At 60.4% G+C, this 13,887-nt stretch carries 17 protein-coding genes; 2 read left to right on the plus strand and 15 right to left on the minus strand.

The genetic code is table 11. The features are described from left to right. Positions 1 to 33: 33 nt before the first annotated feature. Genes AC07UI_RS00870 through AC07UI_RS00880 form a run of 3 tightly spaced genes read right to left on the minus strand, consistent with a single transcriptional unit; the run spans position 34 to position 2,584 of the window. Positions 34 to 936 (minus strand): transporter substrate-binding domain-containing protein, encoded by a 903-nt coding sequence (locus AC07UI_RS00870; RefSeq protein WP_494990678.1) that lies wholly within the window; start codon positions 934 to 936, stop codon positions 34 to 36. Positions 937 to 964: 28 nt separating this feature from the next. Further along, positions 965 to 1,315 carry a RidA family protein gene (locus tag AC07UI_RS00875; RefSeq protein ID WP_494990679.1) on the minus strand — a complete coding sequence of 117 codons (351 nt, stop codon included), beginning with the start codon at positions 1,313 to 1,315 and terminating at the stop codon, positions 965 to 967. Positions 1,316 to 1,342: 27 nt separating this feature from the next. Next, positions 1,343 to 2,584, minus strand: coding sequence for a D-amino acid dehydrogenase (locus tag AC07UI_RS00880; protein ID WP_494990680.1), 1,242 nt, complete (start codon positions 2,582 to 2,584; stop codon positions 1,343 to 1,345). Between the two features lie 108 nt (positions 2,585 to 2,692). Here AC07UI_RS00880 and AC07UI_RS00885 point away from each other — a divergent pair, with 108 nt between their 5' ends. Continuing rightward, on the plus strand, positions 2,693 to 3,607 hold the full coding sequence (locus tag AC07UI_RS00885; RefSeq protein WP_494990681.1) for a LysR family transcriptional regulator: 915 nt from the start codon (positions 2,693 to 2,695) through the stop codon (positions 3,605 to 3,607). Positions 3,608 to 3,616: 9 nt separating this feature from the next. On the opposite strand, the gene trhA is transcribed toward AC07UI_RS00885, so the two are convergent. After that, the gene (gene trhA, locus AC07UI_RS00890; protein WP_494990682.1) at positions 3,617 to 4,234 is read right to left on the minus strand and encodes a PAQR family membrane homeostasis protein TrhA; all 618 of its coding nucleotides are present in this window, start codon (positions 4,232 to 4,234) and stop codon (positions 3,617 to 3,619) included. A gap of 154 nt (positions 4,235 to 4,388) precedes the next feature. Here trhA and AC07UI_RS00895 point away from each other — a divergent pair, with 154 nt between their 5' ends. Further along, on the plus strand, positions 4,389 to 5,303 hold the full coding sequence (locus AC07UI_RS00895; protein ID WP_494990683.1) for a LysR family transcriptional regulator: 915 nt from the start codon (positions 4,389 to 4,391) through the stop codon (positions 5,301 to 5,303). Between the two features lie 149 nt (positions 5,304 to 5,452). On the opposite strand, the gene madM is transcribed toward AC07UI_RS00895, so the two are convergent. From madM to AC07UI_RS00950, 11 genes are all read right to left on the minus strand, one after another. Continuing rightward, positions 5,453 to 6,217 (minus strand): malonate transporter subunit MadM, encoded by a 765-nt coding sequence (gene madM / locus AC07UI_RS00900; protein ID WP_494990684.1) that lies wholly within the window; start codon positions 6,215 to 6,217, stop codon positions 5,453 to 5,455. 1 nt (position 6,218) lies between these two features. Beyond that, positions 6,219 to 6,635, minus strand: a complete 417-nt coding sequence (gene madL / locus AC07UI_RS00905; RefSeq protein WP_494990685.1) for a malonate transporter subunit MadL — start codon at positions 6,633 to 6,635, stop codon at positions 6,219 to 6,221. Between the two features lie 65 nt (positions 6,636 to 6,700). Then, positions 6,701 to 7,636: a malonate decarboxylase subunit epsilon gene (mdcH, locus tag AC07UI_RS00910; protein ID WP_494990686.1), complete on the minus strand. Its 936-nt coding sequence runs from the start codon at positions 7,634 to 7,636 to the stop codon at positions 6,701 to 6,703. Next, the gene (locus AC07UI_RS00915) at positions 7,633 to 8,250 is read right to left on the minus strand and encodes a malonate decarboxylase holo-ACP synthase (RefSeq protein ID WP_494990687.1); all 618 of its coding nucleotides are present in this window, start codon (positions 8,248 to 8,250) and stop codon (positions 7,633 to 7,635) included. The genes mdcH and AC07UI_RS00915 overlap by 4 nt, the downstream gene beginning before the upstream one ends. Positions 8,251 to 8,255: 5 nt before the next feature. Continuing rightward, on the minus strand, positions 8,256 to 9,059 hold the full coding sequence (gene mdcE, locus AC07UI_RS00920; RefSeq protein WP_494990688.1) for a biotin-independent malonate decarboxylase subunit gamma: 804 nt from the start codon (positions 9,057 to 9,059) through the stop codon (positions 8,256 to 8,258). After that, positions 9,056 to 9,919: a biotin-independent malonate decarboxylase subunit beta gene (locus AC07UI_RS00925; RefSeq protein WP_494990689.1), complete on the minus strand. Its 864-nt coding sequence runs from the start codon at positions 9,917 to 9,919 to the stop codon at positions 9,056 to 9,058. Before AC07UI_RS00925 ends, mdcE begins: the two co-directional genes overlap by 4 nt. Beyond that, positions 9,912 to 10,211 carry a malonate decarboxylase subunit delta gene (locus tag AC07UI_RS00930; RefSeq protein ID WP_494990690.1) on the minus strand — a complete coding sequence of 100 codons (300 nt, stop codon included), beginning with the start codon at positions 10,209 to 10,211 and terminating at the stop codon, positions 9,912 to 9,914. Before AC07UI_RS00930 ends, AC07UI_RS00925 begins: the two co-directional genes overlap by 8 nt. Further along, a complete protein-coding gene (locus AC07UI_RS00935; RefSeq protein WP_494990691.1) occupies positions 10,211 to 11,086 on the minus strand; it encodes a triphosphoribosyl-dephospho-CoA synthase in 876 nt (291 codons plus the stop codon). The genes AC07UI_RS00930 and AC07UI_RS00935 overlap by 1 nt, the downstream gene beginning before the upstream one ends. Further along, positions 11,086 to 12,756, minus strand: a complete 1,671-nt coding sequence (mdcA, locus tag AC07UI_RS00940; protein WP_494990692.1) for a malonate decarboxylase subunit alpha — start codon at positions 12,754 to 12,756, stop codon at positions 11,086 to 11,088. Before mdcA ends, AC07UI_RS00935 begins: the two co-directional genes overlap by 1 nt. Positions 12,757 to 12,843: 87 nt before the next feature. Continuing rightward, positions 12,844 to 13,278 (minus strand): hypothetical protein, encoded by a 435-nt coding sequence (locus tag AC07UI_RS00945; RefSeq protein WP_494990693.1) that lies wholly within the window; start codon positions 13,276 to 13,278, stop codon positions 12,844 to 12,846. Next, complete coding sequence (locus AC07UI_RS00950) at positions 13,241 to 13,870, minus strand: nucleotidyltransferase domain-containing protein (protein WP_494991173.1); 630 nt, start codon at positions 13,868 to 13,870, stop codon at positions 13,241 to 13,243. Before AC07UI_RS00950 ends, AC07UI_RS00945 begins: the two co-directional genes overlap by 38 nt. Positions 13,871 to 13,887: the final 17 nt, after the last annotated feature.

Below are 13,887 nucleotides of genomic sequence, written 5' to 3' on the forward strand. Positions count from 1 at the left end.
CCACGCTGAGCGTGGGAATGATCTGCGCTGGGGTTATTGCACCGGATCACTCACCGGTTTGGCGATGATTGCCTTCAGCTCGCTGGTCATCGGGAATTCCAGGTTCAGGCCCTTGGGCGGGATCGGCTGTTCGAACCAGCGCTGATAGATGCCGTTGATCTCACCCGAACGGTACAGGTCAGCCAGCGTGCCGTTCACCAGTTCAAGGAACTGCGGGTCATCCTTGCGCACCATGCAACTGTAGATTTCCCGCGACTGCTCTTCCCCCACCACAACCCATTTATGCGGATCGCGGGCTTTGGCGCGTTCGCCATACAGCAGCGCGTCATCCATGTAAAACGCCGCAGCCCGACCCGTTTGCAACATCTGGAAGGCTTCGCCGTGATCCTTGGCGCTGATCACGAACATGTCGATCTTGTGCTCGGCGTTGTAGCTTTTCAGGAAGCGTTCGTTGGTGGTGCCGGCGGTGGTCACCACGTTCTTGCCGCGCAAGTCGGTGAAACTCTTGATCCCGCTATCCTTGGCGGTCAGCAGTTGGCCCTTCACATAGATAAACCCGTAGGAAAAGGCTACCTGCTTCTGCCGTTCGGCAGTGACGCCGGTGGAGCCGCACTCAAGGTCCACGGTGCCGTTCTGCACCAGCGGGATGCGGGTCTGCGAGGTGACCAGGTTGTAGTTCACCTTAAGCTGCGGCAGATCGAGTTTGTGCCGGATCCGTTCGACGATTTTGTTCGCCAGGTCTACCGAGTAGCCCATGGGTTGGCCAGTGTTGTCACCCACATAGGAAAACGGCACCGACGCATCGCGATAGCCCAAGGTGATGCTTTGGGCATTGGCGATCTTGCTGAGCGTACCCTCGAGCGGTGCTTGGCCGGCCTGCAACTGGGCGCTGAGCAGAAGGCTCAGGGTGCAACCGATCAACGTGATTTTTTGCATTGTTATTCTCCGTTGTGGGTAAGGGAACTTAGCGGCGAGCCGCGGTGACAGTGATTTCTACCAATATTTCCGGCCGCGCCAGTTCGGCTTGCAGGGTTGTGCGCGTTGGTGCCTGACCGGGCGATAACCAGGCCGACCAGATTTCATTCATGGCGGCAAAGTCGTTCTGAATATCCTTCAGGTAAATGGTCGCGCTGAGCAGATGATCCTTGTCGCTGCCCGCCTCGGCCAGCAAGTCGTCGATCTTGTCCAGCACCTCCTGGGTCTGGCCGCTCACTTCGGTACTGGCACCCGGCACTTGGCCGGAAAGAAATACCAGCTCCCCGAAGGTCACGGCACCGCAGAGTCGGCTGTTGCTGTTGATTCGGCTGATGGTCATACGATTTTCCTTCTAATGGATAAGGGGTCAGGCGGCATGGGGCGTGAGGCCCTGCATATCGATCGAGGTGCTGCGCTGGCCTATCAACTCGCTGAGCAGACGAGCACTGCCACAGGCCAGGGTGAAGCCCAGGGCACCGTGCCCCAGATTGATCCAGAGATTGCGATAGGCACTGGCGCCGATCAGCGGCACGCCGCTGGGTGTGGCCGGACGCATGCCGGCCCATTCGGTGGCAGCGTCATAGTCCCCGGCATTCGGGAAAGTCCCGCAGGCCTGGCGTTTCATCAACGCCAGACGTTTTGGCTCAAGGGCCGGATCGAAACCGACGATGTCGACCATCGCCGCCACCCGCAATTGCTGACCGATGCGCGCGTAAACAATCTTGCGGTCGTAATCGGTGATGCTGACGTCCGGCGCCCGATGCTGCGGGCCGATCGGTACGGTGAGGCTGTATCCCTTGAGGGGATAAAGCGGCACATGCATACCGGGCAGCGCCAGGGCCGGGCTGCGATGACCGGCAGCGATCACCAGTTGCTCGACCGGCAGGACTTGATGACCTAGCTCGATGGCCTGCACCGCGCCGTGCGCATGACGAATGCCCGTCACCGAACGGCCCAGCAGAAACTCGCAGCGACCTGAAGCTTTCAATCTCGCGGCCAGTTGCTGGCAGAAGGCGTGACAGTCGCCGACCTCTTCGTCCGGGGTGTAAATCGCGCCGACAAAGGGTGCTCCGCTCAACACCGGCTCGAGTTGTGCGCAGTCGGCCTGGGACAGTATTTGCTGGTGAAGGGTATCGGTCAGTTTGTGCCTGGCATGGGCAAAACTGCCCGGCTCGCGGAAAGTCACCAGCTTGCCATTGCGCCGCCAGTTGAAACCGTCGAGGCGATCTTCGTCACGCCAGGTTTGCAGCGTCGACTGGCTCAACAACGCCAGACGCAACAGATGACCGGCGTTCTTGCGGTTCACTGAAGTACGGCATGCCCCCAGGAACGCTGCCATCCAGCGCCACTGCGCCAGGTCCAGACGCGGGCGCAGCTTCAACGGCGAATCACCGCGCAACATCCAGCCGATCGCCTGCAAGGGCACACCGGCATCCGCCAGCGGAGCGACATAGCGATAAGAGAGCTGGCCGCCATTGGCGAAACTGGTTTCGCTGCCCAGTGAGTCCCGCGCCTCGACCACAGTGACATCAAAGCCATCGCGAACCAGCGCGTAGGCGGTTGCCAACCCGATCACGCCACCACCGATGATGCAAACCCGCTGAGTCATGTCAGTCCTTAGCCTGTTATTGAAACAAGCTTGAGGTTAGGACCAGGTGACAGGCGCGGAACAATGAATAAAGATGTGGCAACCATAAACAAAGGTTATGGACTTGCCATGCGATTGCGCCATATCGAGATCTTCCAGGCCATCCGCCAGACCGGTTCGGTCAGCGGCGCGGCGCAACTGCTGCACGTCTCGCAGCCTGCGGTAACCAAAGTGCTGCAACATGCCGAGCTGCAATTGGGCTTCCCGTTATTCCTGCGAGTACGCGGCAAATTGCAAGCCACGCCCGAGGCGCTGGAGCTGGAGCGCGAGGTCGATAAGGTCACCGAAAGCCTGCAAGGCGTGCGTCGCCTGGCCCAGAGCCTGCGGCGCGAACCGGGCCACAGCCTGCGCATCGGCGCCACACCGGCGCTGGCCCTCTCACTCTTGCCGCCGGCCATCAGCGAGTGGACCCGGCGTTACCCGGACATCGTCTGCGAGCTGTCCAGTGCCCACAGCCGCGAACTGGTGCAGAACCTGTTGATGCGAGAGATTGATGTCGCCCTCACCCTCCAGCGACCGGACCATCCCGGGCTGACTGCCCAGGCACTGGCTCACGGTGTGCTGGTGGTGTTGGCGCCACTGGACTATTGGCCCGACGACGCCAAAGGCAAGCCGTTACCGCTGATGGAGTTGGCCGATGCGCCATTGATTGGTCTGTCCAGCGCCGATCCGTTATCGGCAAAACTCGACAGTTACCTCAAAGCCGTCGAACCGCCACCGCGGGTCAGCATTGCCGTGCAGACCTATTCATTGGCCAGGGCCATGGTCGAATCAGGCGCCGGGTTGGCGGTGATCGACCCGTTCACCGCCCTTGGCGCCTCGCCGGCCACCACCGCCATCCGCCCGCTGGCGCCGGCGCTGCCGATCACCCTGTACGCCGTGACCCGCGCCGATGAAGCGCCTGCGCATACCCTGAGCAACCTGCTGGAGATTTTCAGCAGCCGCGCTCAGGAGCAGCTGGATCGGTTGATGGATCGGGGTTGAGCTTTTGCTTCACAACACATAAAAAAGAATCGCCACAAAGTGCAGCAAACTGCCGGCGATCACAAACAAGTGCCAGATTCCATGGGCATGCCGCAGACGGCTGTCGAGGGCGAAGAAGATGATACCCACGGTGTAAAGCACCCCGCCCGATGCCAGCCAGGCGAAACCGGCAGTGCCCAGTGCCGCCAGCAGTGGCTTGACCGCCACCAGCACGATCCAGCCCATCACGGCGTAGATCACAATCGAAAGTATCCGCGCCTCGGAGCGCGGCTTGATCTCTTGCAGGATGCCGATGATCGCCAACCCCCAGACAATCCCGAACAACGTCCAGCCCCACGGGCCGCGCAAGGTGACCAGACAGAACGGCGTATAACTCCCGGCGATCAGCAGGTAGATCGAAAAGTGATCAACCTTTTGCATGATCGCTTTCTTGCGCCCTTTCACGCTGTGATACACCGTCGAGGCGCTATATAGCACCAGCAAGGTGAAGCCATAAATCGCCACGCTGACAATCTTCCAGGGACTGCCGTCCAGGCTGGCAATTACCAGTAACCAGACCACCCCGATACACGCCGCGACCGCCCCCACCAGATGCGTCCATGCGTTGAGCTTTTCCCCGTGATACATGCCTCACTCACCTCGTCCACCGACACAACATCACCTAAGGCTTAGTCTTGCAGACTAAAAGTGCAATGTTTCTAAACGTCGCACATTGAAAAATGCTTCAGCCAAGTGCTGATCAGTTGGGCACAATCAGGTCATTCGAATAAGAGTCTGCGCCATGCTGATCGATGAAGAGTTGACCCTGAAAAAGCTTGAAGTGTTCCTGGCCTTCATGCGCACCGGCAATCTGGCGCGGGCGGCGGTTGAGTTGCAGACCAGCAACGTCAGCGTGCACCGGGCGATTCACTCGTTGGAGAGCGCCCTGCGTTGCCCGTTGTTCAAACATGAAGGACGCAACCTGACGCCGCTGGAAAGCGCTTATGTACTGGAAGAACGCGCGCAGAAGCTGATCCAGGACGTGGTCGAATGCGTGCGCCTGACCCGCGAAGCCGCCGGGTTCTCTGCTGAGCGCTTCAAGCTTGGCTCGCTGTATTCGCTGACGGTAAAGACCGTGCCGCAACTGATCATGGGCCTGAAAATCCGCCGCAGCGAACTGAATATCGACCTGATTCTCGGCTCGAACATCGACCTGTTGTACAAGCTGAAAAACATGGAAGTCGACGCGATTCTGGTGTCTCTCGACGAGAGTGTGAACGACCCGGACTGCGAACAGATCCCATTGTTCTCCGACGATATTTTCCTCGCCACACCAGCCGACTCACCGTTCGCGCAACAAGCGGAAGTCGACCTGAACGATGTGCGCGACGCGACGTTCATCACCCTGACCCAAGGCTTCGCCACCCATCAGGACGGCATTCGGGTGTTCAAACAGGCAGGCTTCGAGCCGAAGGTGGCGATGCAGGTCAACGACATCTTCACCCTGCTGAGCATGGTCAGCTCCGGGGTCGGTTATGCGTTGCTGCCGGGGAGGATTGCGGCGGTGTATGAGAATCGGGTGAAGCTGATCCCGTTACAGGCACGTTATCGCCTGCAACAGCATATCGGCGTAGTGTTTCTCAAGGCCAAGGAGCGTGATCCGAATTTGTTGGCGCTGCTGGCAGAGTGTCGAATGTATGCCAATCGACATGCCTGATACACCGCCTAATGATCGTTCCCACGCTTCGCGTGGGAATGCCTGAATGGACGCTCGGCGTCCGCTCTTGTGACGCAGAGCGTCACGGGCTGCATTCCCACGCGGAGCGTGGGAACGATCTGAAAAACGATCTGATGCAGAGTTCGGGCTTACCCCACTATCCCCCGCACAATGAAATACAGCAGCGAAGGCCCAAGCAGGCAACCCAGCCCGGTGTGGAAAGTCGCCGTCAGTGCACCATAGGGCACCAGCCGCCGATCTGTCGCCGCCAGTCCCGCCGTCACACCGCTGACCGTCCCGGCCAAACCACCGAAGACCATCGCCGAGCGCGGGTTGTCGAGCCCCATCCAGCGTGCGGCCAACGGCGTGCCGACCATTACCATGATCGCCTTGATCAACCCGGTAGCAATGGACAACGCCACCACATCGGAGCTCGCACCAATCGCCGCTCCGGTAACCGGGCCGACGATGTATGTCACCGCGCCGGCACCAATGGTGGTCATGCTGATCGCATCGCGATAGCCGAACACCCAGGCAATACTCGCGCCGACGATAAACGGCAGCACCGTGCCCAACAACAGCGCGATCGCCCCGACCAGTCCGGCCTTGCGCGCTTCGCTGGCTTGTACTTCGAAAGCCGTCGCGACAATCGCAAAGTCCCGCAGCATGGCACCGCCCATCAGGCCGATACCGGAAAACAGGGCCATGTCCGCCAGGCCTTTCTGTCCACCAGTAATGGTGCCGCCGACCCAGGCCAGCACCAGCCCGATGACGATGGCAATCGCCGAGCCGTGAATCCGACCGAAGGTCAATCGCTTGGACAGCACCACGGAGATCCACATGATCACGCCGACGAAAGCGAACGCTGTAACCAGACCGTTATGTTCCAGACCTTGTTCAATGAGATTCCACATATCAGCGGCCCCCAACGGTAGCGACAGGCGACACGCTATCGACCGGTTCGTCCGGCAGTGGCTCGCCTTTATGAGTCCGGCTGATCAGGGCGATGGTGCAACCGCAAACCACCACCGAACCGATCGCCGCCAGCACCGCCACCGGGCCGCCGTGCAGGGCGGTGACCACGTTCTGTTGCGCGGCCATGGCCACCACCACCGGAATGTACATGGCGCCCCAGAAGCCGACGCCCATCTCGCAATCCTTGGTCATGCCACCGTGCCTTTGCATCCACAAGCGCGCGCAGATCAGCAGGATCATGGCGATGCCCACACCGCCGACATTTGATTTCACCCCCAGCAGCACACCGAGCATGTCACCCAGGATCACCCCTGCCAGCGTACAAATCGCCAACAGCGCCACACCGTAAATAATCATTGTTGTTGTCCTCAAAGTGCATCGTCGAAGTTGTTGTTTTTGTCCTTCGAAAGCGTGACCTGTATCTATGGTTGGCGGCTTCCCTCCTCACACAACAGTGCTTGCAAGGTGTCCAGACGCGCACCATCAAAAGCGATGGCCGTGCCTTGCTCGAACACCCGGCGCGCCAGCCCGGTGAGCACCGCACCCGGCGGCAGTTCAATCTGCAAGCGCACACCGCGCTCGTAAGCGCTTTGCACCGTGCCCCGCCAGTCGACAACCCGGCACATGTTAAAGGCCAAGTCATCGCGCAGCTGCTCGACTGTACGAATCGGCCGTGCGCGACTGCCGCTCAGATAGCCCCGCGCCGGAACCTGCAACGGCACCCGGGCAAAGGCTCGCGCCAGGACCTGCGCCGGTTGCTCCAGCAACGGGCAATGGGACGGCACGCTGACCGCCAGCCGCTTGGCCAATCCGGCGCCGCGACCACGAGCCAATTGAGCGACTGCGTTCATCGCCGCGTCGCTGCCGGCAATCACCACCTGGTTATCGGCATTGATGTTGGCCAGGTAGACCGGTGTTTGCACACCGTGCACCTGCGCCAACAACCCTTCCACCGTCGCCAGATCCAGACCGATAATCGCGGTCATGCCATAGCCCTGTGGATAAGCCTGCTGCATCAACTCGCCGCGCAGGCTGACCAACCGCAGCGCATCGCTGAAGGCCAGTGCACCCGCCACCACTGCCGCCGGATAGGCGCCAATCGACAACCCAGCCACATAGTCCGGCACCAGTGCTTGCTGCAACAGCACACTTGAACCCGCGACCCCGGCAATCAGCAGGCAAAGCTGAACCGCACGGGTCGAAGTCAGCGCCTGGGCCGTGTCTAACTGCAGCACGTCCTCGCCCAGTACCTCATTCGCCTCTTTCAAGCACGCTTGAACCACTGCACCTTGAGGCAAGCGATGGAGCATGCCCGGCTGCTGCGCGCCCTGGCCCGGGAACACAAACAGGCTGCTCACGCTGCCTGCTCCAGTGCATTCCACGGATCCATCACCAACCGTGCACCGCTGGCGCTTTTGAGCAACACCCGCCGCGCCGAGCCAGCCCATTCACGCAAGGCGACGGCGCCGCTGGGGGTTTGCAATTGCATGTCTACCGGGCAAACGGCGGCGTCCAGCAGCTTTAACAGTTCCAGCGCCTGAGCACGACCCAACGGCTGCGGGGTGCGCAAAATCAGGTCGAGATCGCTGTGCTGATGCAACGCTGCAACACCACTGGCCAATTCAAACCCGGCACTGCCGCTGACACCCCAGCTCACCCCCCCTGCGTCCAACAGTGGACGCACTTGAGCCAACGCCTGCAGCGCCGGCCAATCCCGATCCGTCTCCACATGACACAGCTCTTCGGGCCGCACCCGCCGCTCAATCGCCGCGACCGCCATCAGTGTGGCGTAACGCTGCTCACGCAAACACCCGCGCACACCGACGGCGACCTGGCCGGCGGCGGCCAACGCACGCCGCACCACCACTGGCTGACCTTCACCCATGGCATCCATCACCCAGGCCGGAGCATCGGCGGGCAAGTAGTCTGGAGTCAGCCCCCAGAGCAGGTCATGGGCAAGTATCTCGATCATTTCGCTCACCACTGCTCGCGCAACAGCTGGCGAACCTTGCTTGACGCGGCTCGATTGCTGGCACCCAAGCGGCTGCCCAAATCATGACCAGAGGCTTGAACATCGCGAATCGCCTGAACCAGGCAACCGTTCACCCGCACCAGATCACTCGCCGTCGGCTGCTCGATCTGGCTGACTTCAAGGGTCTCCCACAGCAAGCCAAGACTGGCGAAGCTATCGATGTCATACGCCATCGGCGGTACGCTGGCGGCCAGGGCTTCGAGCTCTTCGACGCTACGCAAAGTCACTCGCGCTGCCGAGGCCTTGCCCATGGCATGCACCATCACGCCGGGATCGCGCAGGGCGATGAGTCGGTTGGCTTGATAACCATGCGCCAGAAAAGCCCCGGACATTGCCTTGCCTACCAACAGACCAATCACCGCATGCCCGGCCAGTCGTGCCCGGGCATAACTGTCCACCGCGCCAGCCAATGCCTGATGAATGCCCAGCGCCTCTTCGCGCCGGCCATACGCCTGGCTCGGTACATCGACAATGGCGATCAAGGCACGTTTGTGCGGTTTGTTGCGATCAGCCTCGATGATGTCATCCACCGCTTTGGCCAACCCCCAGCCTTCCAGCAAACCGACCTCACCGTTGCGGGCACGCACGAAGCGGTTATCCGGGTCCGCCACTACGGCGAGAAAGCGCACCGGTTGCTCGCCCAGCAGACCGTCGGCGACTTTCAATGACGCGGGTAATCCGCTTACCGGCTCAGCGTCGGCACTCAAGGCCTGGAACCACTGCAAGCCTCTCTGGGAATACATACTCATGAGCGCTCTCCTTGATACAGATCGCGAACCGTCGCTGGATCGATTTGCGGCTCGGCATCCAGACGGGCCAAGCGTTGCAGGAACAGATCGGCCTGACGGCTGCGCTGTTCCGCCGGCAAACCCTGTTGCAGCAATTCACTGATCTGCTGCTGAATCTGCACTACATCGTCGACCACATAACGGTCCACCAAACCACTGGCAAACCGCTGTTCGCCGCCGGTCAGGCTCCAGATGAATGGCCGGTCACGGGAGTCATATTCTTCGAGCCCGGCTTCCTGCTCGATCACCTGCGGACCATTGAGACCAAGCCGTGCTTCCTGGGTCACCAGCAAATAGCTGCACAACCCGGCAGCAATTGACATGCCGCCAAAGCAGCCGACACTGCCGGCCACCACACCGATGACCGGCTGGTACTGACGCAAGTCGACAATCGCCGCGTGAATATCGGCAATCGCTGCCAGGCCGAGATTGGCTTCCTGCAGACGCACGCCGCCGGTTTCCAGTAACAGCACAGCGCGGGTGGGGATGCCTTTGCGGTTGTCCTCAGCCGCCAGTTCCAGCGCACCGGCAATCTTCGCCCCGCCGACTTCGCCAAGGCTGCCGCCTTGAAAAACACCTTCGATGGCGGCTATCACCACCGGCAAACCGCCCATACTGCCTTTGGCAATCACCACGCCGTCATCGGCTTGCGGCACCACGCCCTGGCGGGCAAGCCACGGCGACATCAGGCGCTGAAACGGATCGAGCAATTCACGAAAGCTGCCGACATCGAGCAAGGCTTTCGCCCGCTGCCGGGCACCGAGTTCGACAAAGCTACGTCTCTCAAGGTATGGGTTCAACAACGTTGCGCTGTCAGTCATGGCCGATCTCCTCGAAACCTTGCTCCAGACGCAAACGCACAACACCTGGGGTGGCGCCAAAATCATGGATATCGATCAACAGCGCCGGTGGCGTCGATTCGTCGAACATCCGCTCGAACAGATGCTGCCAGCGTTGCGCACTGCCGTTGACCGAGGTCTGCACCTGGATCGTCAGCTTGCCGGCCTGACCCGGTTCCAGCAGCACTTCCAGATCACCGGAACCGACACAGCCCACCAGCGCCCTGCCCCTGGCTGGCTGCCCGGCGGGGAATTCAAAGGATAAGGTTTCCATCAAAATGCTCCCTGGATGAAGCCGTCGCCGGACTCGATAAGATCGATAAACAGGCAAGCCGCGAGCAAATCCGCAGCCCCACCGGGCGAGGCGTTCAATGCCAATAATTGTTGATCCAGCTCGTGCAGGCGACGACGTCCGGCAAGGCTTGCGCTGCCACCCGCGTCGAGCACCGCTTGCGCGCCGTTCTGCATGGTTTGCAGACCTGCTTCGCCAGCGCGATAGAGCACACAGGTGTCAGCCAGCGTGGTCATGATCGCCAGCAAGGCATCGAGCCGGGCGTTCTGCTCACTGTGGCCATCGGCACGGCTGCGCTTGAGTTGCGGCAGAGCCCGTTGCACCACGGCAGGGAAACCAAGTTGCGCTTCTTCACGGGCTCCGCGAGCGCCATAGCGTTGGGCGACTTGCGCACCGTGACTCTGTGGACGCGGGGCATAACGGTCGTCGAGCAAGGCCATCCGCGCTGCACGCAAGGTCACAGCGCTCGCGGCACTCGATTTGGGTTCCAGCGCGACAGCCGCGACCAAAAGACCCAATGCCCAGATCGCCCCACGATGAGTGTTCACACCGTTGGTGGTGGCGAGCATCGCTTGCTCACCTTCACGACCAATACGCCCGAGCGCTTCACGCAGCGGCAGGCCGATTTCACCAAACTCAAGCGCCGCTTCGGCCATTTCCTTGAATGCCGGCCACAACGACAACGCCGAAGCGTGCATCAGCCCCAAGTGCAAATCGCTGTGGGCGCCATTACCACGACAGTCCACCAGCGCCGGTTTCGGCGACAGGTCGGCTTCATCGATCAAAGCGTCTACCGCCAGGTCCGCCAGCCGTTCGGCCAGCGATAGGGTTTTGGGTTGCAGGTTGAATGCGTGCATTACCAGCTCCTGAACTTGGCGGGCGGGTTGTACAAGCCACCCGACCACTCCACCAGATCGGCGACGCTTTTCGCCGCGAGCAATTGGCGGGTGGCGTCGGCACGGCGAATACCGAGGTCTTCCGGCAGCGCGATCAAACCTTCGCGGCGCATGCGGGCAGTGTCTTTCGGGTTATGCCGCAGGCCGATTACCGTCACCCCGGCTACCGCGGCGATCATCGCCTGGCGCTCTTCCAGAGTACGGGCCTTGTACAGGTAGGCGATGCCTTCCTCGGTAAGCAAGTGAGTGACGTCGTCGCCGTAAATCATGATCGGCGCCAGCGGCATGCCGCTTTTCTTCGCCACCTCGACTGCATCCAGAGTCTCGACGAAGGTCGGTTTTCCGCCTTCCTGAAAGGTCTCGACCATCTGCACCACAAGTTTTTTACCGCGTTCAAGCAAGGCTTCCGGTGCATCGCCACGACGCATGTCCAGCCAGGCCGGTGTGCCGTGGCGGCGACCGCGAGGGTCGTGGCCCATGTTCGGCGCCCCGCCGAAACCGGCCAGCCGCCCACGGGTAACGGTCGAAGAATGACCGTCACCATCGACCTGCAAGGTCGCGCCGATAAACAGGTCCACCGCGTATTGTCCGGCCAGTTGGCTGAACATCCGGTTCGATCGCAATGAACCGTCGCGCCCGGTGAAGAACACGTCCGGCCGGGCGGCGATGTAGTTTTCCATCCCAAGCTCCGTGCCGAAACAATGCACGCTCTCGACCCAGCCACTTTCAATGGCCGGAATCAATGTGGGATGGGGGTTGAGGGTCCAGTTGCGGCAGATCTTGCCTTTGAGGCCGAGGGACTCGCCGTAGGTCGGCAGGATCAGCTCGATGGCCGCCGTGTTGAAGCCAATGCCATGGTTGAGAGACTGAACGTTATGTTTCTCGTAGATCCCGCGGATCGCCATCATCGCCATCAACACGTGTACCGGTTTGATGTGCCGCGGGTCACGGGTGAACAGCGGTTCGATGTAGAACGGCTTGTCAGCGACCACAACGAAATCGACCCACGAGGCGGGAATATCCACTCGCGGTAACTCGCTGACGTCATCCACCAACTGGTTGACCTGGACGATCACAATGCCGTCGCTGAAAGCGGCCGGTTCGATCAGTGCCGGGGTATCTTCGGTGCTCGGCCCGGTGTAGATGTTGCCCGCGCGGTCGGCCATAAAACCGGCCGAAAGCACCACGTTGGGAATCAGGTCCACTACCAGCCGGGCGTAAAGTTCGATGTACGTGTGAATCGCGCCGATTTCCAGCAGCCCGTCTTCCAGCAACTGGCTGATACGCAGGCTTTGGGTGCCGGCAAAGGAGAAGTCCAGCTTGCGGGCGATGCCGCGCTCGAACAGGTCCAGATGCTCGGAGCGACCGACGCTGGGCATGATCATGTGCAGATCATGCAACTTCAAAGGATCGGCTTTGGCCAGGGAACGGGAAAGGAAATCCGCCTGCTTCTGGTTGTTGCCTTCAAGCACCACCCGGTCACCGGGCAGAATCAGTGCCTCCAGCGCCGCGACAATCTTGTCGGTCGGCAACACCACTCCATCGGCGAGACCCCGCACCTGTTCGAGGCGACGCTGCTTCTCGCTGCGTCGCCGCGTCCAGCGCGAGTCGGGGGATATTATTGTTGTCATGCTCACTCCACGGGTTCGCTGTCGTGGAGCTACCTTAGGAGCGAATGAGGTGGCGCATCAATCAAGCACAGAGACGGATTGTTACGGTCAGGGTAATGGATGCATGGTCATCGTTTGTTCCACATGCACCAGCAACTGCGCAGTGCTTTCCAGCAACTGAGCGAGTAAAGCCTCGTCCTCATCCATATACCCCTCGTACTCCGCAAGATTACGCCGCTCATGGCACAAGGCGAAAAGTCGGACCTGAATTTTATTCACATTGGCGGTATGGAGGAGACACTGAAACACCAGATAACGTTTATCGGAGCGATAGCCACACAAACGCAAGGCAGTCAGAGCGATGGCGTGGGCGGCGTTATAAGCAAGATCAAAACGACTGGCGAAGGAGAGTTGTGATGCCTGTGCATCCTTCAAGCGGTCTATGGCTGAACGCATCAGCCCTGCACATTCCTTGCGATCGGGTGGCTCGGCTTTCAGACTGCCGCTACGTAGAAGGTTCTCCAGGTTTTCGTTCCTGCCCATCCTTGGACTCCGAAGGGTTCTCACCCATCAGGTTGATCTTTTCCTGTTGTGCTACCCGCTGAACAAAGCTGTTACCAGCCGCCAGTTTGCTCGCCCAATCTTCAGGGGTGTACAGCGTCGGGTTAAGGGTGCGGCCCAATTGCTCTTCAGTTGGCATCAACCGCTCCATCACTTCGCTGTAGTGCAACCCCACACCGATCAACATCAGATCTATATCACTGGATGCGTGCGCCTGATCTTTGGCGATGGAGCCGTAGACAAATGCCCATGTCAGTTGAGCTGCAAACGGCGACAACGCCTTGCGCAGTGGCTCGGCAATACCGAAAGTCTTACGGGCAATGCCAAGCAGTTCCTGATAAATAGGACAATCAGGATTGGCTTGATAGTGGGTCTGGTTGCCCTGGTGCGTCATGCTCAGCACCCCTGCCAACCGCAACCTCTCCAACTCGCGCATCAGGCTACCCTTACCGACCTGCGCCCAACGAGCGATCTGATTGGCATAAAAGCTTTGGTCGGGTTTGCCAAAGAGCAAACCCAACACTTTTTGCTGTGTTGAGGTAAACAATGCGTCACTTAAAGATAGACTTTGCACGGCCACAACCAACGAGT

Source organism: Pseudomonas sp. GW821-FHT04C07 (genome assembly GCF_059420325.1).